Source organism: Stenotrophomonas sp. STM01, from assembly GCF_014852135.1.
GTDB classification, from domain to species: Bacteria; Pseudomonadota; Gammaproteobacteria; order Xanthomonadales; family Xanthomonadaceae; genus Stenotrophomonas; species Stenotrophomonas capsici.
The window spans coordinates 51,169-77,461 of sequence record NZ_JACVBA010000002.1; the positions used below are offsets into that span (position 1 = coordinate 51,169).

The 26,293-nt window shown below is 67.6% G+C and carries 19 protein-coding genes and 1 pseudogene; 5 read left to right on the forward strand and 15 right to left on the reverse strand.

Annotation, left to right across the window (positions count from 1 at the left end; genetic code table 11):
• Positions 1 to 19: 19 nt before the first annotated feature.
• The 4 genes from IB227_RS10305 to hflK all read right to left on the reverse strand — a co-directional run bounded on the left by IB227_RS10305 (position 20) and on the right by hflK (position 4,750).
• Positions 20 to 733 (reverse strand): AraC family transcriptional regulator, encoded by a 714-nt coding sequence (locus IB227_RS10305; RefSeq protein WP_132865227.1) that lies wholly within the window; start codon positions 731 to 733, stop codon positions 20 to 22.
• Positions 734 to 1,141: 408 nt separating this feature from the next.
• The gene (locus IB227_RS10310) at positions 1,142 to 2,434 is read right to left on the reverse strand and encodes an adenylosuccinate synthase (RefSeq protein ID WP_132865228.1); all 1,293 of its coding nucleotides are present in this window, start codon (positions 2,432 to 2,434) and stop codon (positions 1,142 to 1,144) included.
• Between the two features lie 352 nt (positions 2,435 to 2,786).
• Positions 2,787 to 3,650, reverse strand: coding sequence for a protease modulator HflC (locus tag IB227_RS10315; protein WP_132865229.1), 864 nt, complete (start codon positions 3,648 to 3,650; stop codon positions 2,787 to 2,789).
• Entirely contained in the window at positions 3,647 to 4,750 is a 1,104-nt protein-coding gene (gene hflK / locus IB227_RS10320; RefSeq protein ID WP_192287363.1) for an FtsH protease activity modulator HflK, read from the reverse strand. The genes IB227_RS10315 and hflK overlap by 4 nt, the downstream gene beginning before the upstream one ends.
• Before the next feature lie 141 nt (positions 4,751 to 4,891).
• Here hflK and IB227_RS10325 point away from each other — a divergent pair, with 141 nt between their 5' ends.
• Together IB227_RS10325 and pilH are read left to right on the forward strand one after the other, a co-directional pair.
• A complete protein-coding gene (locus tag IB227_RS10325) occupies positions 4,892 to 5,887 on the forward strand; it encodes a YhdH/YhfP family quinone oxidoreductase (RefSeq protein WP_192287364.1) in 996 nt (331 codons plus the stop codon).
• A gap of 92 nt (positions 5,888 to 5,979) precedes the next feature.
• Positions 5,980 to 6,363 carry a twitching motility response regulator PilH gene (pilH, locus tag IB227_RS10330; RefSeq protein ID WP_132865232.1) on the forward strand — a complete coding sequence of 128 codons (384 nt, stop codon included), beginning with the start codon at positions 5,980 to 5,982 and terminating at the stop codon, positions 6,361 to 6,363.
• Between the two features lie 75 nt (positions 6,364 to 6,438).
• Here the strand turns inward: pilH and IB227_RS10335 are convergent, their stop codons facing one another.
• Positions 6,439 to 7,335, reverse strand: a complete 897-nt coding sequence (locus tag IB227_RS10335) for a DnaJ C-terminal domain-containing protein (protein ID WP_192287365.1) — start codon at positions 7,333 to 7,335, stop codon at positions 6,439 to 6,441.
• Between the two features lie 120 nt (positions 7,336 to 7,455).
• A complete protein-coding gene (locus tag IB227_RS10340) occupies positions 7,456 to 7,890 on the reverse strand; it encodes an Hsp20/alpha crystallin family protein (RefSeq protein WP_192287366.1) in 435 nt (144 codons plus the stop codon).
• A 150-nt stretch (positions 7,891 to 8,040) separates the two neighbouring features.
• On the opposite strand from IB227_RS10340, the gene IB227_RS10345 reads away from it, so the two are divergent.
• Both IB227_RS10345 and IB227_RS10350 read left to right on the forward strand, forming a co-directional pair.
• A complete protein-coding gene (locus tag IB227_RS10345; RefSeq protein ID WP_132865235.1) occupies positions 8,041 to 8,523 on the forward strand; it encodes a peroxiredoxin in 483 nt (160 codons plus the stop codon).
• 27 nt (positions 8,524 to 8,550) lie between these two features.
• Positions 8,551 to 9,129, forward strand: a complete 579-nt coding sequence (locus IB227_RS10350) for a ferritin-like domain-containing protein (protein WP_132865236.1) — start codon at positions 8,551 to 8,553, stop codon at positions 9,127 to 9,129.
• A gap of 80 nt (positions 9,130 to 9,209) precedes the next feature.
• Here IB227_RS10350 and pbpC read toward each other — a convergent pair.
• From pbpC to prpB, 6 genes and pseudogenes are all read right to left on the reverse strand, one after another.
• Positions 9,210 to 11,525, reverse strand: a pseudogene (gene pbpC / locus IB227_RS10355) (penicillin-binding protein 1C); the annotation flags it as partial.
• A 186-nt stretch (positions 11,526 to 11,711) separates the two neighbouring features.
• A complete protein-coding gene (locus IB227_RS10360) occupies positions 11,712 to 16,631 on the reverse strand; it encodes an alpha-2-macroglobulin (RefSeq protein ID WP_192287368.1) in 4,920 nt (1,639 codons plus the stop codon).
• 116 nt (positions 16,632 to 16,747) lie between these two features.
• Positions 16,748 to 17,941 carry a 2-methylaconitate cis-trans isomerase PrpF gene (gene prpF / locus IB227_RS10365; RefSeq protein ID WP_192287369.1) on the reverse strand — a complete coding sequence of 398 codons (1,194 nt, stop codon included), beginning with the start codon at positions 17,939 to 17,941 and terminating at the stop codon, positions 16,748 to 16,750.
• Between the two features lie 117 nt (positions 17,942 to 18,058).
• On the reverse strand, positions 18,059 to 20,674 hold the full coding sequence (gene acnD / locus IB227_RS10370) for a Fe/S-dependent 2-methylisocitrate dehydratase AcnD (RefSeq protein WP_192287370.1): 2,616 nt from the start codon (positions 20,672 to 20,674) through the stop codon (positions 18,059 to 18,061).
• A 335-nt stretch (positions 20,675 to 21,009) separates the two neighbouring features.
• A complete protein-coding gene (gene prpC / locus IB227_RS10375; protein ID WP_132865241.1) occupies positions 21,010 to 22,167 on the reverse strand; it encodes a 2-methylcitrate synthase in 1,158 nt (385 codons plus the stop codon).
• Between the two features lie 90 nt (positions 22,168 to 22,257).
• Entirely contained in the window at positions 22,258 to 23,142 is an 885-nt protein-coding gene (gene prpB / locus IB227_RS10380) for a methylisocitrate lyase (protein WP_192287371.1), read from the reverse strand.
• 114 nt (positions 23,143 to 23,256) lie between these two features.
• Here prpB and IB227_RS10385 point away from each other — a divergent pair, with 114 nt between their 5' ends.
• Positions 23,257 to 24,486: a citrate synthase family protein gene (locus IB227_RS10385; protein ID WP_192287372.1), complete on the forward strand. Its 1,230-nt coding sequence runs from the start codon at positions 23,257 to 23,259 to the stop codon at positions 24,484 to 24,486.
• Positions 24,487 to 24,504: 18 nt separating this feature from the next.
• On the opposite strand, the gene IB227_RS10390 is transcribed toward IB227_RS10385, so the two are convergent.
• From IB227_RS10390 to pdxH, 3 genes are read right to left on the reverse strand one after another with little or no spacing between them, the layout of a single operon-like run.
• Complete coding sequence (locus IB227_RS10390; protein WP_192287908.1) at positions 24,505 to 25,293, reverse strand: cobalamin-binding protein; 789 nt, start codon at positions 25,291 to 25,293, stop codon at positions 24,505 to 24,507.
• Positions 25,293 to 25,637 (reverse strand): hypothetical protein, encoded by a 345-nt coding sequence (locus IB227_RS10395; protein ID WP_192287373.1) that lies wholly within the window; start codon positions 25,635 to 25,637, stop codon positions 25,293 to 25,295. The genes IB227_RS10390 and IB227_RS10395 overlap by 1 nt, the downstream gene beginning before the upstream one ends.
• Before the next feature lie 30 nt (positions 25,638 to 25,667).
• Entirely contained in the window at positions 25,668 to 26,267 is a 600-nt protein-coding gene (gene pdxH / locus IB227_RS10400; RefSeq protein ID WP_192287374.1) for a pyridoxamine 5'-phosphate oxidase, read from the reverse strand.
• Between the last annotated feature and the right edge of the window lie 26 nt (positions 26,268 to 26,293).

Sequence of the window (26,293 nt, forward strand, 5' to 3'; positions counted from 1 at the left end):
GACCAGCACGGCCCCGGACTCAGTTCAGCAGCGCGCGCGCGGCGATCATCGCCCGGTACTGGCGCGGCGCCATGCCCACTTCGGCCTTGAACTTGCGGGTGAACGCACTCTGGTCGCTGAAACCACAGGCCTGCCCGATGCTGGCCACGCTGTCCTCGCCGTGCAGCAGGTGCAATGCGATCTGGATGCGCAGCCGGGTCAGCACCTGCTGCGGCGTCATCTGGAACACCTTGCGGAACGAGCGCTCCAGCTTGGACAGCGAGAACCCGGTGATGTCCAGCAGGGTCTGCATGCGCACGTTCTCGGCGTAGTGCGTGTTGAGGTAATCCAGCGCCAGCCGCAACGGCTCGTACTGCGACTCCAGCCCGCCACGCTGGCCCAGGTCGCGCGAGATGCCGATCAGGCCGACCACCCTGCCGTCCTCGATGATCGGCCGCTTGCAGGTCAGGCACCAACCAGGCTGCTGGTTGGCGAACAGCTGCAGCTCCATCACGTTCTCGATCACCTCCCCCCCCAGCACGCGCTGGTCCTGGGCCACGTAGGCCTCGCTCATGCCCACCGGGTACAGCTCATCGGCACGCCGCCCGATCACTTCGCTGCGCGACTTCACGCCGAGCCGCTGCATCATCGTCATGTTGACGTGCGTGTAGCGCCCGTCGGTGTCCTTGGCGAAGAACAGCACGCTGGGAATGGCGTCGAACAGGGCTTCGATTTCGGCAGGGTCAATACGCATCGGGACGACATGTGGCGTCGGGGAAAAGCCGACCGGGCATCCGATGATGCCTGATCCGGCATGGAATCCGCAGGGCCGAAAGACATTCCCGGCGGCGGGCGGGCAGACGGGCCGCCTCAGGCCACCCGTGTGGTCCCTGCAGGCAGGATCCAGCTCCAGGCGCATCGCGCCTTGATGGCATGAAATGCCCCGGATGCCGGAACCGGCACAATCCAGGCACTCGAACTGGACTGGCCCTGCGGGAAGCATCCTGGCATCACCGGCCGCGGCACTGCCCAGTCCCCAGTCCCCAGGCCCATGCCCGCGGACGGCGACGCCCCATCCCATGACCATCCACCGCAAGGCTGCAAACACAAGGCCCCGCTTTCGCGGGGCCTTGGTTCACGCATCAAACGCTGTGACGGGCGATCAGCCCCACGGATCCTGCAGGACCATGGTGTGGTCGCGGTCCGGACCGGTCGACACGATCGAGATCGGGCAGCCTGCCAGTTCCTCCAGCGCGCGCAGGTAAGCGCGGGCGGCCGGCGGCAGCTTGTCCCACTCGGTGACGCCGTGGGTGTTCTCGCTCCAGCCCGGGAATTCCAGGTACACCGGGGTGCACTCTTCCCAGCCCTGCGCATCCAGCGGGGCGTACTCGGTACGCTTGCCACGGTATTCGTAGGCGATGCAGATCTTGAGCTTTTCCATGCCGTCGAGCACGTCCAGCTTGGTGATGCACAGGCCCGAGATGCCGTTGATGGCCACGGCGCGCTTGAGCGCGACGATGTCCATCCAGCCGCAGCGACGCGGACGGCCGGTCGAGGCACCGTACTCGGCGCCACGGTCGCGGATGCCCTGGCCGATCTCGTCGTCCAGTTCGGTCGGGAACGGACCGCCACCCACGCGCGTGGCGTAGGCCTTGGCGATGCCCAGCACGTAGTCGATCGCATCGGCGCCCACACCGGCACCAGCCAGCGCGCCGCCGACGGTGGTGTTGGAGCTGGTGACGTACGGGTAGGTGCCGTGGTCGATGTCCAGCAGCGCGCCCTGGGCGCCTTCGAACAGCACGCGCTTGCCCTGCTTGCGCAGGTCATGGCAGATGCCGGCCACGTCGGACTTCATCGGCTCGACGTACTCGCCGAAGGCCAGCGCTTCCTGGTAGACGGTGTCGAAATCCACCGGCTCCACGCCCAGGTACTGGGTCAGCACGAAGTTGTGGTAATCCAGCGCCGAACGCAGCTTCTCGGCCAGCTGTTCCGGGTAGTGCAGGTCGGCAACGCGGATGCCGCGGCGCGCCACCTTGTCTTCATAGGCCGGGCCGATGCCACGGCCGGTGGTGCCGATCGCCTTGCCGCCGGCGGCCTTTTCGCGGGCCTGATCCAGGGCGATGTGGTACGGCATGATCAGCGGCGCGGCCGGGGAGATCTTCAGGCGCGAACGCACTTCCACGCCGGCCGTTTCCAGCTCTTCGATTTCCTTGCGCAGGGCGGCCGGGGAAATCACCACGCCATTGCCGATCAGGCACAGCGCGTCATCGCGCAGGATGCCGGACGGAATCAGGTGCAGGACGGTCTTCTTGCCGTTGATGACCAGGGTGTGGCCGGCATTGTGGCCGCCCTGGAAACGGACCACTGCACCGATCTCCTCGGTCAGCAGATCGACGATCTTGCCCTTGCCTTCATCGCCCCACTGGGCGCCGAGAACAACAACTGATTGACCCATGACGGGTAACTCCTGAATTTGCTGCGGCCATCGGGGCCGCGGACGGGGCCGTGCGGAGCCAATGGTCAGCCACAGTGGTGCCCCATCGGGGAGCGCCGGCAAACGTCAAGGCCATACACGGAAAAAGCCGAACGGGACGCTCTGTGAGGAGCAGGCCCGACCGGCTTTTCTGGATTATCCGGGTTTTGCCTGACGGCTACCACCCCTGGCGGTGCATCCCATCGGCGGCAGTGGCCGGTCGTTCAGACCCGGCCCCGTGAACGCAGCCAACCTCCGCAACGTTCCTGCCGGGCATGGCCCGGCGCTACAGGTATCTGGCAGCACCGGGCCGAGCCTGGTGCTGCCGCAAGGGTCAGCGGTCGTTCTTCAGGTACTGCAGGAACGGGTCGTTCTTGTCGAGCACGATCACGCCATTGCCGTCGGTCATCGAGCCGCGGTAGGCCTCCAGGCTGCGGTAGAACGAGTAGAACGCCGGGTCGGCCGAGCCGGCCTTGCCGTAGATGGCGGCGGCCTGGGCATCGCCCTCGCCACGCAGCTGCTGCGCATCGCGCTCGGCCTCGGCCACGATCACGGTGCTCTCGCGGTCGGCCTGGGCGCGGATGGTCAGCGACTGCTCCTCGCCCTCGGCGCGCAACTTGGCGGCCTCCTGCTTGCGCTGGGCGCGCATGCGCTCGTACACGTCGGTGATCACCTGGCTGTCGGTCGGCAGGTCGATCTGCTTGATGCGCAGGTCGATGATCTGCATGCCGAGCGGCTTGACCGCCTCGTTGATCGCCTTCAGCTGGCCGGCGATCAGCTCGCCGCGGTCACCGGACACCAGTGCCTGCAGTGTGCGCGAGTTGATCTGGTTGCGCAGCGAGTCGGTGATGATCGGCGCAAGGCGGGCATTGGCCACCTTGCCGTCACCGCCGGTGGAGCGGTAGTACGAACGCACGTCTGAGATGTAGCCGATGGCGAAGAAGTCGACGCTGACGTCCTTCTGCTCGGCGGTGAAGTAACGCGCCGGGGCGGTGTCCAGCACCTGGAAGCGGCGGTCGAACACGCGCACGGTTTCCACCAGCGGCACCTTGAAGTGCAGGCCCGGCTTGATGTCCGAACGCACCACCTTGCCCAGGTTCAGCACCATCGCTGTCTGGTCCTCGCGGACCACGTACACCGAGCCCAGCAGGCCCAGCAGCACCACGACCAGCAGGCCGATCACAAATGAATTCTTCATCGGCTGGCCTCCTCACGACTTGCCGAGCGCGAGACCGAGCGGTCCGCGTTGCGAATGCTGTCGGTGGCCGACGGCAGGGCCGGCACGACCATGTCCGGGGTCAGCTGCGGGGCGTTGCCGGTGCCCTTGGCCGCATCGGCGGGCATCGGCACGTAGATCAGCTGGCGGCCATCGCCACCGATGACCTTGCGGTTCTCGGCCAGCACCTGCTGCACGGTTTCCAGCCACAGGCGCTTGCGGGTGACTTCCGGCGCGTTCTTGTACTCGGCCTGCAGCAGGGTGAAGCGGCGCGCGTCACCTTCGGCCTTGGCCACGGCGGCCTGCTTGTAGCCTTCGGCGGTGGTGCGGGCACGCGAGGCCTGGCCACGCGCCTCCGGCACGACCTTGGCCGCATAGGCCTGGGCTTCGTTGATCAGGCGTTCCTTGACCTGCTGGGCACCGTTGACCTCGTCGAAGGCCGGCTTCACTTCTTCCGGCGGACGGGCGTCGGGCAGGGTCAGGCCGGTCACGCTCAGGCCGGTGTTGTAGGCCTTGAGCGAGGCCTGCAGGCGCTGCTCGGCCACCGAGGCCAGCGGGCCGCGGTTGTTGAGCACAGTGTTCAGGTCGGCACGGCCCACCTGCTCGCGCACCGCGCTCTGCGCGGACTGCTCCAGCATCTGGTCGGCATCGACCGTACCGAACAGGTACTGGCGCGGATCGTCCACGCGGTACTGCACGTTGACCGCCACGTTGACGATGTTCTCGTCGCGGGTCAGCACCGGCACGTTGCTGCTGAAGGTCTTGATCTGGGTCGCGTTGACCTTGACCACCGACTCGATCGGCCACGGCAGCTTGAAGTTCGGGCCCGGCTGCAGGATGCGGGAGAACTGGCCGAAGCGCAGCACCACGCCACGCTGCTGTTCGCCGATCAGCTGGAAGCTGGAGAACAGCACCAGCAAGGCCACCACGATCAGTACCCAGCGCCAGATGCCGCCATCAAACAGGTCGCGCAACGGGCCGGGGATGTTGCCGCCCCATCCGTTGCCATTTCCGCCACGTGGCTTGCGCGGGCCGCGGTCGTCCGCGCCCCCACCATTGCCGCCGGGTGTATTCCAGGCCATGCATGCTCCATCTGTAAGGGCCGGGGTGCGGGAGTTCCCGCCGGACCCGGCCATCAATCGAATCCCGATTCTACTAGATGAGGCTGACCTGCCGTTTCGCAACCGCTATCTTGGACATCCCCCGTTCCAGTGCAGGCCGCCATGTCCGTTTCCACCCCGTTTTCCGCCTTCCGCATCCACAACGACGAGACGGGCTACCGCAGCGGCCTGGAGCCGCTGGCGCTGGACCAGCTCAGCCCCGGCGAGGTGGTGATCCGTGCCCGCTGGTCCTCGGTGAACTACAAGGACGCCCTGGCCGGCACCGGCAAGGGCAAGATCCTGCGCCGCTTCCCGCTGGTCGGCGGCATCGACGTGGCCGGCGAGGTGGTGGCCTCGACCGACCCGGCCTTCCGCGAAGGCGACAAGGTGCTGACCACCGGCTGCGGCCTGAGCGAGACCCGCGACGGCGGCTACAGCCAGTACGTGCGACTGGAGTCCCGATGGGTGATCCCGCTGCCTGCCGGGCTGGACCTGCGTGAAGCCATGGTGCTGGGCACGGCCGGCTTCACCGCCGCGCTGGCGCTGTTCCGGATGACCGAGAACCGCCAATCCCCGGCGCTCGGCCCGCTGGCGGTGACCGGCGCCACCGGCGGGGTCGGCTCGCTGGCGGTGGACATCTTCAGCCGAGCCGGCTTCGAGGTGCATGCCGTCAGCGGCAAGGCCGAGGCGGCCGACTACCTGACCGCGATCGGTGCCAGCCAGGTACTGGGCCGCGACGCCTTGGCCACCACCCGGCCGATGGAATCGGCCCGCTTCGGCGGCGGGCTGGACAACGTCGGCGGGGCGATGCTGACCAGCCTGCTGGCCCAGACCAGCCCCTACGGCAACGTGGCCTCGGCCGGCCTGGCGGCCACCGCGGAGCTGGACATGACCGTGATGCCCTTCATCATCCGCGGCGTGTCCCTGCTGGGCGTGGCCTCGGCCGGCACCGCCCGGGACATCCGCGAGCAGGTCTGGGCCCTGCTGGGCGGGGACTGGAAGCCGCGCCACCTGGGCACCATCTGTACCCGTGAAGTGGGGCTTGGCGAACTGCCGGGCGTGTTCGATACGATGCTCGCCGGCAAGTCCTTCGGGCGCACGGTCGTAAGAATCGACTGACCGCCATCCTGACCCGGCCCGGACCCGGCGCTGGCGGCTTCACGCCGGGCCCGGGCCGGCACTACACTCGTCGCTGACTCTTGGGGAAGAACATGGCGCGCATCCTGATCGTTGACGATTCGCCGTCTCAGTTGATGGGCATCCAGCGCATCGTAGAGAAGCTGGGGCATGAGACCTTTACCGCCACCGATGGCGCTTCCGGGGTGGAAGCGGCCAAGTCGGTGCTGCCGGACCTGGTGCTGATGGACGTGGTGATGCCGAACCTCAACGGGTTCCAGGCCACCCGCACGCTCAAGCGCGAGGCCACCACCCAGCACATCCCGGTGATCCTGGTGACCACCAAGGACCAGGACACCGACCGTCTGTGGGGCATGCGCCAGGGCGCCAAGGCCTACATCACCAAGCCGTTCTCGGAAGAGGACCTGTCCGCGGTGATCGCGCAGGTGTTCAGCGCCGAGGCCCCGCCGGCCGGCTGACGCCGGAGGGCCGGAACGAAAAAGGCGAGCCGGGGAGCTCGCCTTTTTCGTGTTCGGGGACCGGACGCACCGGCCTCAACTGTCACCGAAGGCCTTGGCCAGTTCCTGGTAGGCCTTGCGCTGGGCCTCGGTCGTCGCCACCGGGGCCACCACCTCCAGTTCCACGATCTGGTCGCCGTCGGGCTTGCCCGGCAGGCCACGGCCGCGCAGGCGCAGCTTGCGGCCACTGTCCGAATCGGCCGGCACCTTCAGTTCCACCGCCCCGCCCAGGGTCGGCACGCTGATGCTGGTGCCCAGCGCCGCCTGCCACGGCGTGACCTGCAGGGTGTACAGGATGTTGCGCCCGTCCACCTCGAACTGTGGGTGCGAGGCGTATTCCACCTCCAGCATCAGGTTGCCGCCCCCGCTGCCCTGCCCGCCCAGCCGGATCACCTGGCCCGGGCGGATGCCCTTGGGCACGCGCACGTCGAGCTGGCGACCATCGACGGTGATGCGCAGGCTGTCGCCGCTGTACGCCGCCTCCAGTGGCACCGACAGCTTGGCGCGGGTGTCGCGCATCGGTTGCGGCCCGGCGCCGCCAAACCCGGGACGACCACGCGCCCCTGCCCCGCTGGCACCGCGCTGGCGCGCGAACAGGCTTTCGAAGAAATCGCTGAAGCCGCCGCCGGCACCGCCGCCGCCGAACACCTCCTCGAAATCAAACCCCTGGCCGCCGCCGAAGTTGGGCGGTGCCTGGAACTCCTCGCCCGGGCGGTAGCCCTGCGCGCGCAGCTGGTCATAGGCCTGGCGCTTCTGCGGATCGCGCAGCGCCTCGTAGGCCTCATTGACCGCCTTGAACTTCTCCTCCGCACCGGCTTCCTTGCTGACGTCGGGGTGGTACTTGCGCGCCAGACGCCGGTAGGCGGTCTTGATCTCGGCATCGCCGGCGGTGGGCTCCACGCCCAGCGTTGCGTAGTAATCCTTGAATTCCATCCATACACCTCTGCAAAAAAGTCAGGCCCGCCACCTTTCGGCAACGGGCCGTCATGCAACCGGCAACCGCCGTGGCCGCCATTCTACCGGGCCACGGCGCTCGTGCTGGTGGAGGCGCACTCACACGGCCGGGGAAGCGGCCTGGACCTGGATGCGGCGCGGTGCCGGTTCCTCGCGCTTGGGGATGCGGATCTCCAGCACGCCGTTCTGGCTGCGGGCGGCGATGCCCTCGGCATTGGCGCTGTCCGGCAGGGCGAAGCGGCGGTTGAACGCGCCATGGCGTCGCTCGCTGCGCGAGAAGCGGCCTTCCCCGGCGGCGGCCGGTGCGCTGCGCTCACCACGGATCTCCAGCACGCCCTTGTCCATCTGCACCTCGATGCTGGACGGCTCCACGCCGGGGAGGTCGGCCAACAGCACGAACTGCGTCGGCTCCTCGCGGATGTCCACCGCCGGCGCCCAGCCCTGCGGCGAGGTGGCGGGGGTTTCCAGCAACGGGCCCAGCAGATTGCGGATTTCGGACTGCGTCGGCCACTGGCGGTAACGTACGATGCTCATCATGTCCTCCTGAAATGTGGGGGCCCGGACTGCCGGAATGGCGATGCCGTTCCCATGCCCACGAGGTGTTGCGTGAAAGCCGTGTTTTCAAGCTTTTGACGCTGCACTTCCAATCGATCACTAAACTGACATTCAGCACAGGAGTTACTGATGTCCATCCAAGTCGGCGACCGCATTCCCGAAGTCATCCTCAAGCGCCTGCGCGAGGGCCTGGAAACGGTGGATACCCACACCCTGTTCGACGGCCGCAAGGTGGTGCTGTTCGCCGTCCCCGGCGCGTTCACCCCGACCTGCTCGGCCCGCCACCTGCCCGGTTACGTGGAGCACTTCGATGATTTCCGCAGCCGCGGCATCGAGGTGTTCTGCATGGCGGTCAATGATCCGTTCGTGATGCAGGCCTGGGCCCGGAGCCAATCGGTGCCCGATGGCCTGCAGATGCTGTCCGACGGCAACGGCGAGTTCACCCGTGCGCTGGGGCTGGAGATGGACGCAAGCAGTTCCGGCATGGGCATGCGCTCGCGCCGGTTCGCGCTGTACGTGGAAGATGGCGTGGTACGCGGCAGCTATGTCGAGGAACCCGGCCAGTTCGAGGTGTCCTCCGCCGAATACGTGCTCGCCCATCTGCCGGAGTAGTTTCCCCAACAGAAGGAAAGGCCAGCCATGAGCAAGCAGCCAGCCGCGAAGCCGAGCAAGCCCACCGCCCCGACGCCCGGCTTCACCGACCGCAAGACCCTGCGGGCCAACGCGCGCAAACGCATGGAAGACGGTGCGGTGACGCCCAGCTACAGCGCCGACCGCACCACGGTGATCAAGCTGCTCAACGATGCGCTGGCCACCGAATGGGTCTGCGTGCTGCGCTACTACCGGCATTACTACATGGCCAAGGGGATGCTGGCCGACACGGTGAAGGCCGAGTTCCTGGAACACGCCCAGCAGGAGCAGGCGCATGCGGACCTGCTGTCCAACCGCATCGTGCAGCTGGGCGGTGCACCGGACCTCAACCCGGACACCCTCACCGCGCGCTCCCACGCCGAGTACAAGGAAGGCGGCAACCTGCGCGACATGGTCCGCGAGAACCTCATCGCCGAGCGCATCGCCATCGACAGCTATCGCGAGATGATCAACTTCATCGGCGACAAGGACACCACCACCAAGCGCATCCTGGAGCAGATCCTGGCGCAGGAGGAGGACCATGCCGATGACTTCGCCGACATGCTGGACGGCTGGATCGGCGAATAACCTCGGCAGCAGCGGCCTCGCTTGCGACGTCATGACCGCCTGGCGGTCCGGGACTTCGCGGGCAAGGTCGCTCCTGCCGGCTAGTGGACGACGCGGAAGCGCACGCGTGCCCAGCTGCCGTCGTCCGACAGGGCGGTGAGCGTGTGTTCGCCGGCGTCCTCGAAGTCGCGCATGAACACCCGCGCGCCCTGGGTCTGGGCAATCCAGCGACCGTCGAGCAGCCATTGGACGGTGGCATCGCTTCCCAGTGCACGCAGTTGCAGGCGCGGACCATGCGTGGCACCCGGTGGCCGGGCCAGCGTGGACTGGTCATTCAGGCCGTCGATATGCAGTACGCCACGCGATTGGCGGCCATCGTCCGGGCAATCGGCCGCGAGCACCGGCAACTGCTGTGCCTGCCGTTGCACGGCCGACAACCACGGTGAAGCCAGAGCCGGCCAACGGGCGATCTCGCGTTGCTCACGGGCCGGATGGCCGTCGCAGTCCACCGATACCCGCTGCCCGGTCACTGCATCCACCTCGAAGCGCAGGCGACCGGATTGCCACAGGCGGGCGTCGCGTTCGGCGAAGGTGGGCGGCACCACGCCGTCGAGCACCATCGCCGGGAACCGCTGGTGACACATCGATGGCGGGGTCTGCTCGGCGGCGATGCCCAGCGGCCAGCAGATGTCCATTTCAGTGACGCTGGCCGGTGCCGTCCGGGTGGCGTTGTCGCCCGGTTGGCGCGGCAGGCTGTCGATAACCTCGAACATCAGCGGCAGCGCGGTGACCGCTCCGTACTGGCCGGGCAGCGGCGTGCCGTCGGGCCGGCCGACCCACACGCCCACGGTGTACTGGCGGGTACCGCCGATGGCCCAGGCATCGCGGTAACCAAAGCTGGTGCCGGTCTTCCATGCCACGCGCGGGCGGCCGCCGGTGTCGAAGGTGCCCACGCCGTACCCCGGGCGCGGGTTGGATTCGAGGATGTCACGCACGATCCACGCCGCGCCTTCGGACATCATCCGCCGCTCGAGCCGGGGATCGTCCGGCGTGTAACGCACGCGCCCGGCGATGCCACCGCGGTTGAACGCCGAGAAGGCACCGACCAGCCCCTCCAGCTGGGCACCGGTGCCGCCCAGGATCACGGCCAGATTCGGCTTGGCCCCATGCGGGAAGCGCAGCGTGACCCCGCCGTTGGCGAGCCGGGCGGTGAAGCGCGCCGGGCCGACACGGTCGAGCAGGTCCACCGAGGGCACGTTCAACGACAGGCGCAATGCGCTGGCCGCGCCAATGGGGCCATTGAACGCGGCATCGAAGTTGCCCGGGCGATAGCCGCCGAAACTCTGCGGCGCATCCACCAGCAGGCTCTCGGAGTGGATAAGGCCATCGTCCAGCGCCATGCCGTACAGGAACGGCTTGAGCGTGGAGCCGGGGGAGCGCCAGGCCTGCACCATGTCCACGTGCCCCAGCCGCGCCTTGTCACCGAACGCGACCGAGCCCACGTAGGCACGGGCCTCCAGCGTGGTGTTGTCCATCACCAGCAGCGCGGCGGAGGTGCGCTCGGGCAGCTGCGAGAAGTACGCCGCCACGCGCTCCTCCAGCGTGCGCTGCAGGCCGGCGTCGAGCGTGGTCTGGATATGCGCGGCGCGCGGTTGCGCCGCATGCAGGCGCTGGGCCAGCAGCGCCGCGTACAACGGCTGCTTCAGCGAGCGCGCAACGACTGGCTCGATGCGCGCATCGGCGACCTCGTCGGCCGACCACGCGCCGAGTTCGGCCATGCGCGCCAGCACCTTGTCGCGGGCCCGTCTCGCGGCCTCGGGATGGCGGTCCGGACGCAGCCGGCTCGGTGACTGCGGCAGCACCGCCAGCAGTGCGGCCTCGGCCTGCGACAGGTGCGCGGCGGACTTGCCCAGGTAGGCCCAGCTGGCCGCCTCGACGCCTTCGATGGTGCCGCCGTAGGGCGCGCGCTCCAGGTACAGGTCGAGGATCTCGGCCTTGCTCAGGTGCACCTCCAGCTGCACCGCACGCAACAGCTGCTTGAGCTTGCCCCATGGCGTGCGCGTATGCGGGTCGAGGATGCGCGCGACCTGCATGGTCAGCGTCGAACCGCCGGAGACGATGCGGCGCTCCAGCACCATCTGCCTGGCCGCACGCAGCAGCGCCCAGGGGTTGATGCCCGGATGCCGCCAGAACCAGCGGTCCTCGTAGGTCAGCAACGCCTGCAGGTAAAGCGGCGAAACCATCTTCGCGTCGGCCGGATAGCGCCAGACGCCTTCGGCATCGGCGAAGGCACGCAGCGGCGTGCCGTCGGCGGCGACGACCAGCGTACTGGTCTCCCGCGACCGCGGCAGTGGTGGCGGGAAGGCCAGGTCCAGCACCAGCAGCAACGCCAGCAATGTGGCGGTGCCCCAGCGCAGCAGGCGCAGGGTGCGGGGAGAGCGCAGGCGCTTGCCAAGCTGCTTCAGGCGCGGGAAGCGCGTGTTCACTGGTGCGTGTTCTTCAATCGTGACCTTGGGGAGCAGGAGCGACCCCGGGCGCGAAGCCGGGCATTCCCGGCCTCGCGGCCGAAGCCGCTCCTACCGTGTTGCGCAGGCGCGGCGGGGTCAGGGCTGTACCACCGTGATCGTGCTCGGGGTGGAGCGACCCACGCCGCGCAGGTCGGGACGATACATGTCCTCGGCCAGCGGCGGCGGCACGGTGTAGGTACCCGGGCTGACCGCACGGACGAGGTAGAACACGTTCGCGGTCCGGCCGCGCGACAGGTTCACCGCCGCCACGTAACGGTCGTCACGGAACTCCTCGTGCTTGATGTCGGCGGCGCTGCCACGGTCGCTGATCTCCACCCCATCCACCACCACGTCGGCCCATTGCTTGGCATCACCGAGGTTGAAGTTCTCGATCTCCAGGCCTGCCGGCAACAGGTCGGTCACCAATGCCTCGGGCATCGCGGTATTGGCGGTCACGCTCAGGCGCACGATCAAGGCCTCGCCTTCCTTCAACGGACGCGGTGTCCACGGCTTGCCGTCGGTGCCGTACCAGGTGCGCTCGATGCCGATATGGCGGTTGTCCGGCGCCGGTGCCTGGCGCGGGATGCCGGCCACGTCCAGGCTGGCGAACATCGGGGCCTCGCCCTGCGGCGAGAAACGCACGCCTTGCGCCAGCTGGGCTGCATCGAACACCCGGCCGAACGCCTTGCGCGCGTCGATCGCCTCGCGGCGCTCACCCACGGCCAGCTCGCCGGACACCAGCTTCTTCTGGTTGACCATCAAGGCCTTGCCCAGGCGTGCCAACGCCACCTGCTCCTGCGTGCTCAGCCACAGCCAGCCGCTGTTGCGACGGGTCTCCAGCTCGCGGCCCATGGACACTGCACGTGCGTCGTACTCGGGCTTGGCCAGGCCGCGCTCGTGGGTCAGTGCGATCATCAGCGCATCGTCACGCAGCACGCTGCCGTAATCGCCGAAGTAGGACGGACGGTCATTCGTAGCCTTGGCGAAGCCGGCGGCAATCGCGGCCTGGCCGCGCTTGCCATCGCCCTGCAGCGACAGCGCCACGCCCAGGTGCACCAGCGACAAGCCGGACACCGCCTTGCTGCGCTCGTTGTCCCACAGCGTGCGCAGGGTTCCCAGCGGCGCGCGGTTGACCCGCGCCAGCACATAGCCCGAATAGGCCTGGTTGGCGAACTTCAGTGCCTCCCGGTTGTCCTGCCCGTAGAACTGGTTGCCACCGCTGAGCAGGTCTTCGCTGATCCGGTCCAGCGCTTTCTGCAGCACGTTCTCTGGCACCGCGAAGCCGGCGTCCTTGGCATCGAGCAGGAACTCGGCAATGTACGGGGTCAGCGCCGGGTTGATGTAGTCGTCGTTGCCCCACATCGAGAAGTTGCCGTTGGCCACCTGCATCGATGCCAATCGGCCGAACGCACCTTCCATGCGCTCGCGGCGCGCCTTGGCATCCAGCCCATCGGCGCCGAGCATGGCCGAGGTGGCCTGGTCGAGCATCAACGCGGCGTAGCCCTTGCTCGTGGTCTGCTCGGCGCACCCATACGGATAATTGAGCGCCCCTTGCAGCGCGGAGGCGAACGGGATCGGCGGCAGCGCGCTGACCAGCATGCGGGCGCTGACCGAGTTGCTCATCAGGCCATCGATGAAGCTGCTGTCCAGGGTGACCGGTGCCAGCGGATCGAGCGTGCGGGTCTGCGAGCGCAGCACCTGCGGCCAGGCCGCGCGCACCGGCAGGTCATAACGCCGGTCGACCTTGAAACCGTTGCCGTCCACGCGCACCCGCACCTTGGCCACGCTGTAGCCTTCCTGCGCGGTCAACGGGAAGCTCAGGGTGCTCTTGGCATCCGCGCCCAACTGCACCGAGCGCGAGGACTCGGCGATGCCCAGCGGGCCTTCGCCGTCCACCCGTACCGTGAACTGGCCGGGCTTGCCGGTGAAGTTCTGCACGTCCAGGGTGACCATGCTGCGGTCGCCCGGCGCCATCACCCGCGGCATGCTGGCCTCGGCCAGGATCGGCGCGCGCACCAGCGTCTCCACGTCGCGGTTGCCGTAGCGCTGGTCCGAATAGACCATCGCCGACACCCGCAGGGTACCGTTGAAGTCCGGCACGTTCAGTTGCACCCGCGCATTGCCCTTGGCGTCCAGCGCGACCGGCCCGGAGAACAGGTCAACGGTCTGCACTCGCGCGGTCGGCCGCTTGGCCTGCGGCAGCGCCGCCAGGGCCATGTCGCCACCGAACTTCAGCTTGCCGGTGTTGCCGTCGAAACTCTCGATCACGCGCCCGTAGATGTCATACGCATCCACGCCCAGGCGTCGCTGCGCGAAGAAATGCGCCGGGGCATCCGGCACCGGGAAACGGGTGATGTTGAGGATGCCCACGTCCACCGCCGAGACGGTGACATGGGCCGGCTTGCCGGCCAGCTCCGGCGCACTGACGGTGACCGTCATCGGCTGTTCGGGACGCATCTGCCTGGGCGCCACCAGGCCCACGGCGACGCGGCGGTCGCTGCGGTTCATCGGCACGTGGGCCACGCCCACGGCGCGCGCCGGGGTGATCTTGCTCGGCGCGCTGCCGCCGCGGAACACCAGCGCGGTGACGTAGACGTCGTGGCGCTCCCAGTCGGCGGTCACCGGGATTTCGAAGGTGCTGCCCGGTTTGGCGTCGATGTCCTGGACATAGATCATCTTGTCGCTTTCGACCATCAATAGGCCACGGCCGGCATGCGGCGGCGTCACCGTCACCTTCAGCGTGTCACCGGCGCGGTAGCTGGTCTTGTCCAGGGCCAGCTTGACCTTGTCGGGACGTGCGTCCATGCCGCGGTTCTCGTCCTCCCAGCTCCAGCCGGCACTGAACGGATAGCGCGTGGTCAGGCCGGTGGCGGGATCGAACACGTCCACCCGGTAATCACCCCACTCCACCGGGAAGTCGAAGCGGGCCGCGGTGGTGCCGGCATCGAGGGTGCGGGTTTCCTTGTTCTCGAAGCGACGGGTGAAGTCGTAGTCCCAACGGTTGTCGGTGTAGGTCCAGTGGTAATCGCGCAGCTCGCGTACCAGCGTGACCTTCAGGCCCTTGCCCGGTTGCGGATTGCCCTCGGCATCCACGCGCATCAGCTCGAAGCGCGCATTGGCGTTGGCGTCGGCACCGTCCTTGTCATCGAACAACGGGCGCACCGCCACCAGTGCCGGGGCCGGCCACAGCACGCGCTTGAGCGTGCGGGTGACGGTGCGGCCGCCGGTCTCGTAGACGCTGCCCGACACCACCGCCGCCACCGTCGTCCCCTTGCCGACCTCGGCCGGCAGCGGGATGTCCTGGCGCAGCTTGCCGTCGCCGGGAAGGGTGGTGTCGATCACGTCGTTGGCCTGCCGCGGCAGCTCAACGGTGGGATCGCCGAAGAACCAGCCCGGCATCGCCTCGACCGGATGCTGTTCCACCGCCACCGCCAGGCGCGCGGTGAAGCGGTTGCCGTCGGCCGGAGCGCCGTACAGGTAGGCCGCGTCGGCCTGCAGCTTGAGCGGCTCGCCCGGTTTGAGCGTCTTCTGCGCGCTGTCCAGGTCCAGCTTCATGCGTTCGGGCAGGAATTCCTCGATGCGCAGGGTCATGCCCTGCACCGCTTCCTTGCTGGCCGGGTCGGTGCGGAACTCCACCTGCCAGCGGCCGGTGGGCGCCTCGACCGGGATCACCTGCTCGAAGGAGAAATAGCCCTGTTCGCCCGCCTGCAGGCGGGTTTCGCGGAAGGTCTTGCCGTCGGGTTGCTTGAGCCGCAGGAACACCGGCAACCCGCCATTGGCCGGGGCCGGCAGCGGCTTGCCGTCGTTGTCACGCAGCAGCGCGGACACGCGCACCGTCTCGCCGGGGCGGTACAGGTCACGCCCGGACCAGGCGAATACATCGAAGTTGGCATTCTGGCGGCCAGCCACCGCGAACTCGCTCAGGTCCAGCGCCGGCTGGTTGAACGGCAGCATCGTGGTATCGCTGCCGCTGGAAGCCACCAGCACCTGGGTGGCATCGAGCGTGTAGTTGAGCAACGCGTTGCCGTTGCCGTCGGTCTGCCCCCTCAGGATCACCTCGCCCTTGGCGTTGATGACCTTCAGGTCGACCTTCCTGGCCGGCGTGCCATCGGCCAGCGACGCGGTGTGGACGAACAGCGTGTCCTTGTAGGCGCGGGTGTGCAGGCCGATGTCGCTGACGGAGAAGAACGCGGTGTCGTATTCGCCGCCGAAGCTGCCGGTGCGCTTCATCACCGCGAAGTACAGGCCCGGCTGCTGCAGTTCCTTCACTTCCTGGATCGGCAGGTAGGTCAGTACCCGCTCGTTCTGCTTGCCACCAAGCACGAAGCGGTTCATGTAGACCGGCTCGGCCAGCTGCGACAGCGGCGTATTGTCGCTGTACTCGCTGTCCAGCTCCCAGCTGCCACGACGGCCGCCACGCTGGTACTGGGCAAAGAAGCTGGGCAGCTCGGATTCGCGTACGCGCAGGAATTCGACGTCCACCTCCGGCACGTTCACCGACACCACCGGCAGGCCGCGGCTCTCCTTGGCCGGCAGCACGCTGCCCTGCGAGGCGAAACCGACCGCCGGCTCCATCTCGCCGCTGAACACCTTCTGCTTCACCTCCGTGCCCAGCCGGCTGCCATCGGCGGCCAGCAGGTCCGGCGAAATGATCAGGGTGTATTCCTTGGCCGGCTCCACGTAGGGATAGCGCAGGGTCTTGCCGTCATCGGACAGCGACCAGCTGCTTTCCTCGGTGCCGACCTTCTCCTCGAAGCGCAGCAGCTTGTCGAAGTCCTGGGTACCGACCAGCGGCCGCGAGAACTCCACCGCCAACGCCATCCCGTCACCGCGCTGCTGGTCCGGATAGGCCCGCAGCATGACGAAGCCCTTGACCTCTTCGCGCTTGGCCTGGATGGCCTCGCCACTGGTGCCGGGCAACTGCCCGGTCTCGTTGCGCTTGCATCCTGCAATCAAGGCAATCGCCGCCAGAACCAGCGCTGCCCCCCGCAATCCCCACGACTTCCTGTTGCCCATGGCGTCCTCCTGCAGATGGCCGGAGTATACCCAGCCATCGGCATGGACCTTGTGTACAGGTCAGCCCAATCGCCGCCCAACGGGCACAGGCAACGAGGGTGATGGGCCCGCCCCCCTCAGAACATATCGCCCGGCACCCGCACCCAGCCTTCCATCAGGATGCGCGCGCTACGGCTCATCACCGCCTTGGTCACGGTCCACTGGCCATCGACCTGCGCCACCTCGGCGCCGACCCGCAGCGTGCCGGACGGGTGGCCGAAGCGCACCGCGTTGCGCTGGCCGCCACCGGCGGCCGCGTTGACCAGCGTGCCCGGCACCGATGCCGCGGTGGCGATGGCCACCGAAGCGGTGCCCATCATCGCGTGGTGCAGCTTGCCCATCGACAGGGCGCGGGCGTTGAGGTCGATGTCACCGGCCTTGATCGGCTTGTTGCCGCTGGACACGTAGTCCTGTGGCGGCGCGACGAACACGATCTTCGGCGTGTGCTGGCGCTTGAGTGCTTCCTCCGGCGAGGCGATCAGCCCCATGCGCAGCGCACCGGCGACGCGGATGGCTTCCAGCCGGGCCAGCGCCGCCTTGTCCTCGTTGATGGCCGGCTGCAGCTCGGTGCCGGTGTAGCCGATGTCGGCGGCGTTGACGAACACGGTCGGGATGCCGGCGGTGATCATCGTGGCCTTCAGCGTACCGACACCCGGCACCTCCAGGGCATCGACCAGGTTGCCGGTCGGGAACATCGCACCGCCGCCCTCGCCTTCGCCCTCATCGGCCGGATCGATGAACTCCAGCACGATCTCCGCCGCCGGGAAGGTCACCCCGTCCAGTTCGAAGTCACCGGTTTCCTGCACCTGGCCGTTGCTGACCGGCACGTGCGCGATGATGGTCTTGTTGATGTTGGCCTGCCAGATTCGCACCGCGCAGACGCCGTTTTCCGGAACACGGGCCGGATCGACGTAGCCGGCATGCAGCGCGAACGCGCCGGCCCCGGTGGACAGGTTGCCGCAATTACCCGACCAGTCGACGAAGTCGGTGTCGATCGAGACCTGGCCATAGAGGTAGTCCACGTCGTGGTCGGGCCTGCTGCTTGGCGACAGGATCACGCACTTGCTGGTGCTGGAGGTCGCCCCGCCCATGCCATCGATCTGCTTGGCGAACGGATCGGGCGAGCCGATCACCCGCTGGAACAGGCGGTCGCGTGCCGCGCCGGGCACCTGCGCGCTGGCCGGCAGGTCTTCCAGGCGGAAGAACACGCCCTTGGAGGTGCCGCCGCGCAAGTAGGTGGCGGGGATTCTGATCTGCGGAACATGGGACATGACTGGGTTTCCTGACGTGCATCAACGACAAGGGCAGAAACGGCTGCCCTCACCCCAACCCCTCTCCCGCCGGCGGGAGAGGGGCTCCAAGCAAAGCCCCGTCCAGGGGCTGGCGCATCAACTGGCGGAAGCTTCCAGGAAGTCCTGCGCGAAGCGTTGCAGCACGCCGCCGGCTTCGTAGATGGCCACTTCCTCGTCCGAATCCAGACGGCAGGTGACCGGTACGTTCACCGTGCTGCCGTCCTTGCGGTGGATCACCAGCGTCAGATCGGTGCGCGGCTGGCGCGCACCGATGACATCGAAGGTTTCGGTGCCGTCAATGCCCAGCGTGTTGCGGTCGGTGCCCGGCTTGAACTCCAGCGGCAGCACGCCCATGCCGATCAGGTTGGTGCGGTGGATGCGCTCGAAGCCTTCGGCGGCGATGACCTCCACACCGGCCAGGCGCACGCCCTTGGCGGCCCAGTCGCGCGAGCTGCCCTGGCCGTAGTCGGCACCGGCGATGATGATCAGCGGCTGCTTGCGCTCCATGTAGGTTTCAATGGCTTCCCACATGCGCATGACCTTGCCTTCCGGCTCCACGCGCGCCAGCGAACCCTGCTTCACGCTGCCGTCTTCGTTGCGCACCATTTCGTTGAACAGCTTCGGGTTGGCAAACGTGGCGCGCTGCGCGGTCAAATGATCGCCGCGATGGGTGGCGTAGGAATTGAAGTCCTCTTCCGGCAGGCCCATCTTGGCCAGGTACTCACCGGCGGCACTGGACAGCAGGATCGCGTTCGACGGCGACAGGTGGTCGGTGGTGATGTTGTCCGGCAGCACCGCCAGCGGGCGCATGCCACGCAACGTACGCTCACCGGCCAATGCACCCTCCCAATACGGCGGACGGCGGATATAGGTGCTCTGCGGGCGCCAGTCGTACAGCGGGCTGACCTTCTCGCCGTGCTCGACGCGCACGTTGAACATCGGGTTGTAGACGCTGCGAAACTGCTCCGGCTTGACCGAGGCCTTCACCACTGCATCGATTTCCGCATCGGTCGGCCAGATGTCCTTCAGGCGCACTTCGTTGCCCTCGGCATCGATGCCCAGCACGTCCTTCTCGATATCGAAACGCACGGTGCCGGCGATGGCATAGGCAATGACCAACGGCGGCGACGCCAGGAATGCCTGCTTGGCATACGGGTGGATGCGGCCATCGAAGTTGCGGTTGCCCGACAACACTGCGGTCGAGTACAGATCGCGATCGATGATTTCCTGCTGGATCTTCGGGTCCAGCGCACCGCTCATGCCGTTGCACGTGGTGCAGGCGAAAGCAACGATGCCGAAGCCCAGCTTTTCCAGGTCCGGCAGCAGCCCGGATTCTTCCAGGTACAGCTGTACCGCCTTGGAGCCCGGCGCCAGCGACGACTTCACCCACGGCTTGCGGATCAGCCCGCGCGCATTGGCATTGCGCGCCAGCAGTGCGGCAGCAATCACATTGCGCGGATTGGAGGTATTGGTGCAGCTGGTGATGGCCGCGATGATCACCGCGCCATCGGGCATCAGCCCCTGTGCTTCCTCGGCCTTGCCCGACTCGAGCTTGGTTTCATCAGCGATGCCGCGCTCGGCCAGGTCCGACACCGGCAGACGCTTGTGCGGATTGCTGGGGCCGGCCATGTTGCGCACCACGCTGGACAGATCGAACTCCAGCACCCGCTCGTACTGCGCGGTGACCAACGCGTCGGCCCACAGGCCGGTGGTCTTTGCGTAGTTCTCGACCAACTCCAGCTGTGCTTCCTCGCGGCCGGTCAGGCGCAGGTAGTCGATGGTCTGCTGGTCGATGTAGAACATCGCCGCCGTCGCGCCGTACTCCGGGCACATGTTGGAAATGGTGGCGCGGTCGCCGATGGTCAATGCCGCCGCACCTTCACCGAAGAACTCCAGCCACGCACCCACCACGCGTTCCTTGCGCAGGAATTCGGTGAGCGCCAGCACCACGTCGGTGGCGGTGATGTTGGGCTGCGGCTTGCCGGTCAGCTTGACACCGATGATGTCGGGCAGGCGCATCCACGACGCACGGCCGAGCATCACGTTCTCTGCTTCCAGGCCACCCACGCCGATGGCGATCACGCCCAGCGCATCGACATGCGGAGTATGGCTGTCGGTACCCACGCAGGTATCCGGGAACGCCACGCCGCCCTGCTGGTAGATCACCGGCGACATCTTCTCCAGGTTGATCTGGTGCATGATGCCGTTGCCCGGCGGGATCACGTCCACGTTCTCAAAGGCCAGCTTGGTCCAGTCGATGAAATGGAAGCGGTCCTCGTTGCGACGGTCCTCGATGGCGCGGTTCTTCTCGAACGCCTGCGGGTCAAAGCCGCCGCATTCCACCGCCAGCGAGTGGTCCACGATCAGCTGCACCGGCACCACCGGGTTCACCTTGGCCGGGTCGCCGCCCTTGTCGGCGATGGCATCGCGCAGGCCGGCCAGGTCGACCAGTGCGGTCTGGCCGAGGATGTCGTGGCACACCACGCGGGCCGGGAACCACGGGAAATCGAGGTCGCGCTTGCGCTCGATCAGCTGCGTGAGCGAATCAGTGAGCGTGGCCGGGTCGCAGCGGCGCACCAGGTTCTCGGCCAGCACGCGCGCGGTGTACGGCAGCGTGGCATAGGCACCGGGCTGGATGGCGTCGACCGCAGCCTGCGCGTCGAAGTAGTCCAGCGTGCTGCCGGGGAGATGCTTGCGGTAATCGGTGTTCATGGCTGGCCTGTGAGGGTCTGGGCTTGCTGGTGTTTGCGGTGAATTGCTCGCGGATGCACGCGACTTCGGCAATCCCACAGCAACACTTGGAATCTGGAGGCTCCCTTCTCCCGCCTGCGGGGGAAGGTGCCCGGAGGGCGGATGGGGGAGCTTTGCTCTTGCTCTTGCTTGATCTCCAGCTTTGCTTCGCTTTTTTCTACGGACTTGAAGCTTGCTCCACGTGCCAGGAGCCTCCCCTCACCCCAACCCCTCTCCCGCAAGCGGGAGAGGGGCTAAGTTTTCCGCAGTCGGGAGAGGGGCTTTGTGTTCCGCCTGCGGGAGACTTTCTGCGAGCCTTACGCGCGCTTGTCCAACGGCACGAAGGCCTGGTCTTCCGGACCGGTGTAATTCGCGCTCGGGCGGATGATCTTGCCGTCGATGCGCTGCTCGATGATGTGCGCGCTCCAGCCGGCGGTACGCGCGATCACGAACAGCGGGGTGAACATGGCGGTCGGCACGCCCATCATGTGGTAGCTGACGGCGCTGAACCAGTCCAGGTTCGGGAACATCTTCTTGATGTCCCACATCACCGATTCCAGGCGCTCGGCGATGTCGTACATCTTCATGTTCTCCTGCTCGGCCGACAGCTCGCGCGAGACCTCCTTGATCACCTTGTTGCGCGGATCGGACACGGTGTAGACCGGGTGGCCGAAGCCGATGACCACTTCCTTGCGCTCCACCCGCGCCTTGATGTCGGCCTCGGCCTCGTCCGGCGTCTCGTAGCGCTTCTGCACCTCGAAGGCGACTTCGTTGGCACCACCGTGCTTGGGCCCGCGCAGTGCGCCGATGCCGCCGGTGATGGCGCTGTACATGTCGCTGCCGGTGCCGGCGATGACGCGGCAGGCAAAGGTCGAAGCGTTGAACTCATGCTCGGCGTACAGGATCAGGCTGGTGTGCATCGCCTTGACCCACGACTCACGCGGCTGCTCGCCGTGCAGCAGGTGCAGGAAGTGGCCGCCGATGGAGTCGTCGTCGGTCTCCACGTCGATGACCTTGCCGTTGTGGCTCCAGTGGTACCAGTACAGCAGCATCGAGCCGAGCGAAGCCATCAGCTTGTCGGCGATGTCACGCGCGCCCGGGTGGTTGTGGTCGTCCTTCTCCGGCGACACGCACCCCATCACCGACACGCCGGTGCGCATCACGTCCATCGGGTGGGCCGACGGCGGCAGTTCTTCCAGCGCGGCCTTGACCGCCGCCGGGATGCCACGCAGCGCCTTCAGCTTGGCCTTGTAGGCGCGCAGCTCGGCCTTGTTCGGCAGCTTGCCGTGCACCAGCAGGTGGGCGATTTCCTCGAACTCGCTGGTGTTGGCCAGGTCCAGGATGTCGTAACCGCGGTAGTGCAGGTCGTTGCCGCTGCGACCGACCGTGCACAGCGCGGTGTTGCCTGCGGCGGTGCCGGACAGGGCGACGGACTTCTTCGGCTTGAACGCCGGGGCGGCGGTGGATTCAGACATGGTGTGAACCTCGATCAGATGCGGGATTTAGCTCCCCTCTTCCGCCTGCGGGAGAGGGGCTGGGGGTGAGGGCCGGATGCTGCGGCCCCGTTACTTCTTCGCAGCAAACGTCCTGTCCAGGCTGCGCTCGAATTCGTGGTAACCAATCCGGTCGTACAGCTCCTCGCGGGTCTGCATCGTCTCCACCACATTACGCTGGTGGCCGTCACGGCGGATGGCTTCGTAGACGTTCTCGGCCGCCTTGTTGGCCGCGCGGAACGCCGACAGCGGGAACAGCTGGATCGCAACGCCCGAAGCAGCCAGCTCATCACGGCTGAACAGCGGCGTGGCCCCGAATTCAGTGATGTTGGCCAGCAGCGGCACCTTCACCGCGTCGGCGAAGCGCTTGTAGGTTTCCAGGTCATAGGCAGCCTCGGCGAAGATGCCATCGGCGCCGGCCTCGACGCAGGCGATGGCACGCTCGATGGCCGCGTCCACGCCTTCCATCTGGATCGCGTCGGTACGGGCGATCAGGAAGAAATCCGGGTCGGTCTTGGCATCGGCCGCCGCCTTCACGCGGTCCACCATTTCACCCTGCGACACGATCTCCTTGCCCGGGCGGTGGCCGCAACGCTTGGCCCCCACCTGGTCCTCGATGTGGCAGGCCGCGGCACCGGCCTTGATCAGCGACTTCACCGTGCGCGCGATGTTGAACGCACTCGGGCCGAAGCCGGTGTCGATGTCCACCATCAGCGGCAGGTCGCACACGTCGGTGATGCGGCGCACGTCGATCAGCACGTCTTCCAGGGTGTTGATGCCCAGGTCCGGCAGGCCCAGCGAGCCGGCCGCGACGCCGCCGCCGGACAGGTAGATGGCCCGGTAGCCGGCGCGCTTGGCCAGCAGGGCGTGGTTGGCGTTGATCGCGCCGATCACCTGCAGCGGCGATTCGGCAGCCAGTGCGGCGCGGAAGGCGGCGCCGGCGGAAGAAAGACTCATGGCATGGCTCCTTGCGTGGCGGAGGCGACGATGCCATTCCGCTATGACAAACAATCTGTCACTATCGGATTCATTGATCAATCTTGATTCAATAAATCAACCTATTGAATGCGCATGACCGATAACGCCGAGAACGACCTGCTGTCCGCCAGCGATGTCTGCAGCCTGCTCGGGATCAGCCCGGCCACGCTGTACGCCTATGTCAGCCGTGGCCAGCTCAGCTCGCGACCGGGCGCGGACCAGCGCAGCCGGGTGTACCTGCGCGCCGAGGTCGAGCGGCTGGCACAGCGCAAGCGAGCCGGCCGTGGCGCGGCGCGGGGGGCAGCGCAGAGCCTGGACCGTGGCCTGCCGGTCTTGGAAACCGGCATCTCGCTGATCCAGCCGGATTCGCCCTATTACCGCGGCCGCTCGGCGGTCGCGGCGGCGCAGGACGGGGCGACCCTGGAAGACACCGCGCGGCTGCTGTGGGACTGCGAGGAACTGGACCCCTTCACGCCCCAGCCGCCACCGCATTGGCCGGAGCGGATTGCCCCGCTGGCGCTGGACGGATCACTTCCACCGCTGGAGCGGGCCATGGCCTGCCTGCCGTTGCTGGCATTGGGACAGCGTCAGTCGCTCAACGCCGCCGCACCGGTGCGCCGCGAGGTAGCCGCGGCACTGTTGCGCCAGAACGCCGCGCTGCTGGTCGGCGTGCAGCCGGATGCGCGCCCGGTGCATCGCCTGCTGGCCGACAGCTGGTGCGCCGGGGACGAGGGTTTTGCCGAGGTGGTACGCACCGCATTGGTGGTGTGCGCCGACCATGAGCTCAACGTGTCGGCCTTTGCTGCGCGCGTGGTGGCCTCCACCGGCGCGCACCTGCACGCCACCGTGTGCGCCGGCCTGGCCGCGATGTCCGGGCCGCGCCATGGCGGTGCCACCGCACGCGCGCATGCGCTGTTGCTGGATGCACAGGCCAGCGGCGCGGCGGCGGAGTTCATTGCCGGTCGCTGGCGGCGCGGCGACGACCTGCCGGGGTTCAACCATGTGCTGTACCCGCAGGGCGACCCGCGCGGTGCCGAAGTCCTGCGCGTGCTGCGTGGATTGCGCGGTGGCACGCCGGCGATGCAGCACATCGAGAGCGTGCTGGCGGCCACCGAGGAGCACAGTGGCCAGCACCCCAACATCGACGGCCTGCTGGCGGCGATCTGCTACGCCTATGGCCTGCCCGGCGCGCACGCGCTGGTGATGTTCGCCACCGCCCGGCTGGCCGGCTGGCTGGCGCACGCCCTGGAGCAGCAGGCGCTGGGCACGCTGATCCGGCCACGCGCGCGTTACACCGGCGTGGTCCCCGGCAAGCCCGCGTAGGCACGGCCGAGGCTGCTCCTACCGACGACTCCAAGCCTGGATGATCGCCGCGATGGCCTGCACGCCATCGGTCAACGCTGCAGGGCCCGGCTGCAGGATCAGCGGCGACTTGATCTCGTGCAGCTGGCCATCACGCACGGCGTTGATCGCGGCCCAGCCCGGACGTGCGGCGACCCGCTCGGGGCGGAACTTCTTGCCGCACCACGAGCCGATGATGATGTCCGGGTTGCGCGCGATCACCGGATCACCGTTGGCCAGGATCCGCCCCCTGGCCAGCGGCTCGCGCGACAACTCGGGGAACACATCGTCGCCGCCGGCGATGGTCACCAGTTCGGCGCCCCACTGGATGCCGGTGATGATCGGCTCGTCCCACTCCTCCACGTACACGCGCGGCCGCTGCGGCAACCGCGCGGCCTGCGCGGCGATGTCATCCAGCCCGCGCTGCAGGCTGTCGGCATAGGCATTGGCTCGCGCGGCCACGCCCACCAGCCCACCGAGCCGGCGGATGTAATCGAGGATGCCGGCCACGCTGCGGTGGTTGGCGATCCATACCTCCACGCCATGCCGGATCAATTCGGCAGCGATATCGGCCTGGATGTCGGAGAAACCGATCGCCAGGTCCGGCTTGAGCTTGAGGATCTCCTCCACCTTGGCGCTGGTGAAGGCACTGACCTTGGGCTTGTCGCGCCGTGCTTGCGGTGGCCGCACGGTGAAGCCGCTGATGCCGACGATGCGCTCCTGCTCACCCAGCGCGTACAGGGTTTCGGTCGGCTCCTCGGTGAGGCAGACGATGCGACGCGGGCCAATCATGGGCTTGCGAACTCCGTGCTATCGACGAACACCGCCGGGGTGTTCCAGGGATGATGGGCGGCAATGCCCTGCGTCAGCAGGCGTTGCAGCCGCCTGGGATCGCGCGGGATGCAGAACTCCAGCCGCACGCTGGGCTCGCGTACCAGTTCGCCAGGCCGGCCGGATGCGCTGGCCGTGCCGTCCAGCACGCGGAACTGTTCCCGGCCCGGCGCCGATTCCCACATGCCGGCCGCGTAGCCGCCGGCGGCCAGCGGGTCCACGGACAGGATGCCGGCCTTCAACGCCTCCAGGTGCGCGGGCGGCACGAACACGGTGATGCGGTAGACCGGATGCAGCTTCATCATTGCCCCGCCATCGTCAGCCACCGCAACTCAAGGGAACAGCATCCGCTTGCTCCACTGCCCGGCCGCATCGGCCTCGTAGCACCAGCGCTCATGCAGGCGGAAGTCGGCGCCGTACCAGAACTCGATGCGCTGCGGCACCACGCGGATGCCACTCCAGCCGTCCGGGCGCGGCACGTCCCGCCCTTCGAACTGGGCCTCGAACCGGGCCAGGCGTTGCTCGAACGCCTCGCGCGAGGCCAGCGGCTGCGACTGCACCGAGGCCCACGCGCCGATCTGGCTCATGCGCGGGCGCGAGGCGAAGTACGCATCAGCCTCGGCCGGCGCGACCAGCTGCGCGTCGCCTTCGATCCGCACCTGGATGCCGGCCTCGCGCAGGCTGCGCCACAGGAACAGCAACGCCAGCGCGCGGTTCTCGTGCAGCTCGCGGCCCTTGCGGCTGTCCAGGTGCGTGTAGAACACGAAGCCGCGCTCGTCGAAGGCCTTCAGCAGCACCGTGCGTGCCGAGGGACGGCCGTGGATGTCGGCGGTGGCCACCGTCATCGCGGTGGCATCGATTTCGGCACCGGCTTTTGCCTCGTCAAACAATGCGGCGAAAGTCGTAAGTGCTTCGGCGTAAAGATCGGTCATGAGCGGCTTCGTACGGCAGGGGTTTG

What these genes read in the sequence shown, in the direction of transcription:
- IB227_RS10305 (WP_132865227.1), bottom strand. Translation starts at nt 733, where the DNA reads ATGCGTATTGACCCTGCCGAAATCGAAGCCCTGTTCGACGCCATTCCC.
- IB227_RS10310 (WP_132865228.1), bottom strand. Translation starts at nt 2,434, where the DNA reads ATGGGTCAATCAGTTGTTGTTCTCGGCGCCCAGTGGGGCGATGAAGGC.
- IB227_RS10315 (WP_132865229.1), bottom strand. Translation starts at nt 3,650, where the DNA reads ATGAAGAATTCATTTGTGATCGGCCTGCTGGTCGTGGTGCTGCTGGGC.
- hflK (WP_192287363.1), bottom strand. Translation starts at nt 4,750, where the DNA reads ATGGCCTGGAATACACCCGGCGGCAATGGTGGGGGCGCGGACGACCGC.
- IB227_RS10325 (WP_192287364.1), top strand. Translation starts at nt 4,892, where the DNA reads ATGTCCGTTTCCACCCCGTTTTCCGCCTTCCGCATCCACAACGACGAG.
- pilH (WP_132865232.1), top strand. Translation starts at nt 5,980, where the DNA reads ATGGCGCGCATCCTGATCGTTGACGATTCGCCGTCTCAGTTGATGGGC.
- IB227_RS10335 (WP_192287365.1), bottom strand. Translation starts at nt 7,335, where the DNA reads ATGGAATTCAAGGATTACTACGCAACGCTGGGCGTGGAGCCCACCGCC.
- IB227_RS10340 (WP_192287366.1), bottom strand. Translation starts at nt 7,890, where the DNA reads ATGAGCATCGTACGTTACCGCCAGTGGCCGACGCAGTCCGAAATCCGC.
- IB227_RS10345 (WP_132865235.1), top strand. Translation starts at nt 8,041, where the DNA reads ATGTCCATCCAAGTCGGCGACCGCATTCCCGAAGTCATCCTCAAGCGC.
- IB227_RS10350 (WP_132865236.1), top strand. Translation starts at nt 8,551, where the DNA reads ATGAGCAAGCAGCCAGCCGCGAAGCCGAGCAAGCCCACCGCCCCGACG.
- IB227_RS10360 (WP_192287368.1), bottom strand. Translation starts at nt 16,631, where the DNA reads ATGGGCAACAGGAAGTCGTGGGGATTGCGGGGGGCAGCGCTGGTTCTG.
- prpF (WP_192287369.1), bottom strand. Translation starts at nt 17,941, where the DNA reads ATGTCCCATGTTCCGCAGATCAGAATCCCCGCCACCTACTTGCGCGGC.
- acnD (WP_192287370.1), bottom strand. Translation starts at nt 20,674, where the DNA reads ATGAACACCGATTACCGCAAGCATCTCCCCGGCAGCACGCTGGACTAC.
- prpC (WP_132865241.1), bottom strand. Translation starts at nt 22,167, where the DNA reads ATGTCTGAATCCACCGCCGCCCCGGCGTTCAAGCCGAAGAAGTCCGTC.
- prpB (WP_192287371.1), bottom strand. Translation starts at nt 23,142, where the DNA reads ATGAGTCTTTCTTCCGCCGGCGCCGCCTTCCGCGCCGCACTGGCTGCC.
- IB227_RS10385 (WP_192287372.1), top strand. Translation starts at nt 23,257, where the DNA reads ATGACCGATAACGCCGAGAACGACCTGCTGTCCGCCAGCGATGTCTGC.
- IB227_RS10395 (WP_192287373.1), bottom strand. Translation starts at nt 25,637, where the DNA reads ATGAAGCTGCATCCGGTCTACCGCATCACCGTGTTCGTGCCGCCCGCG.
- pdxH (WP_192287374.1), bottom strand. Translation starts at nt 26,267, where the DNA reads ATGACCGATCTTTACGCCGAAGCACTTACGACTTTCGCCGCATTGTTT.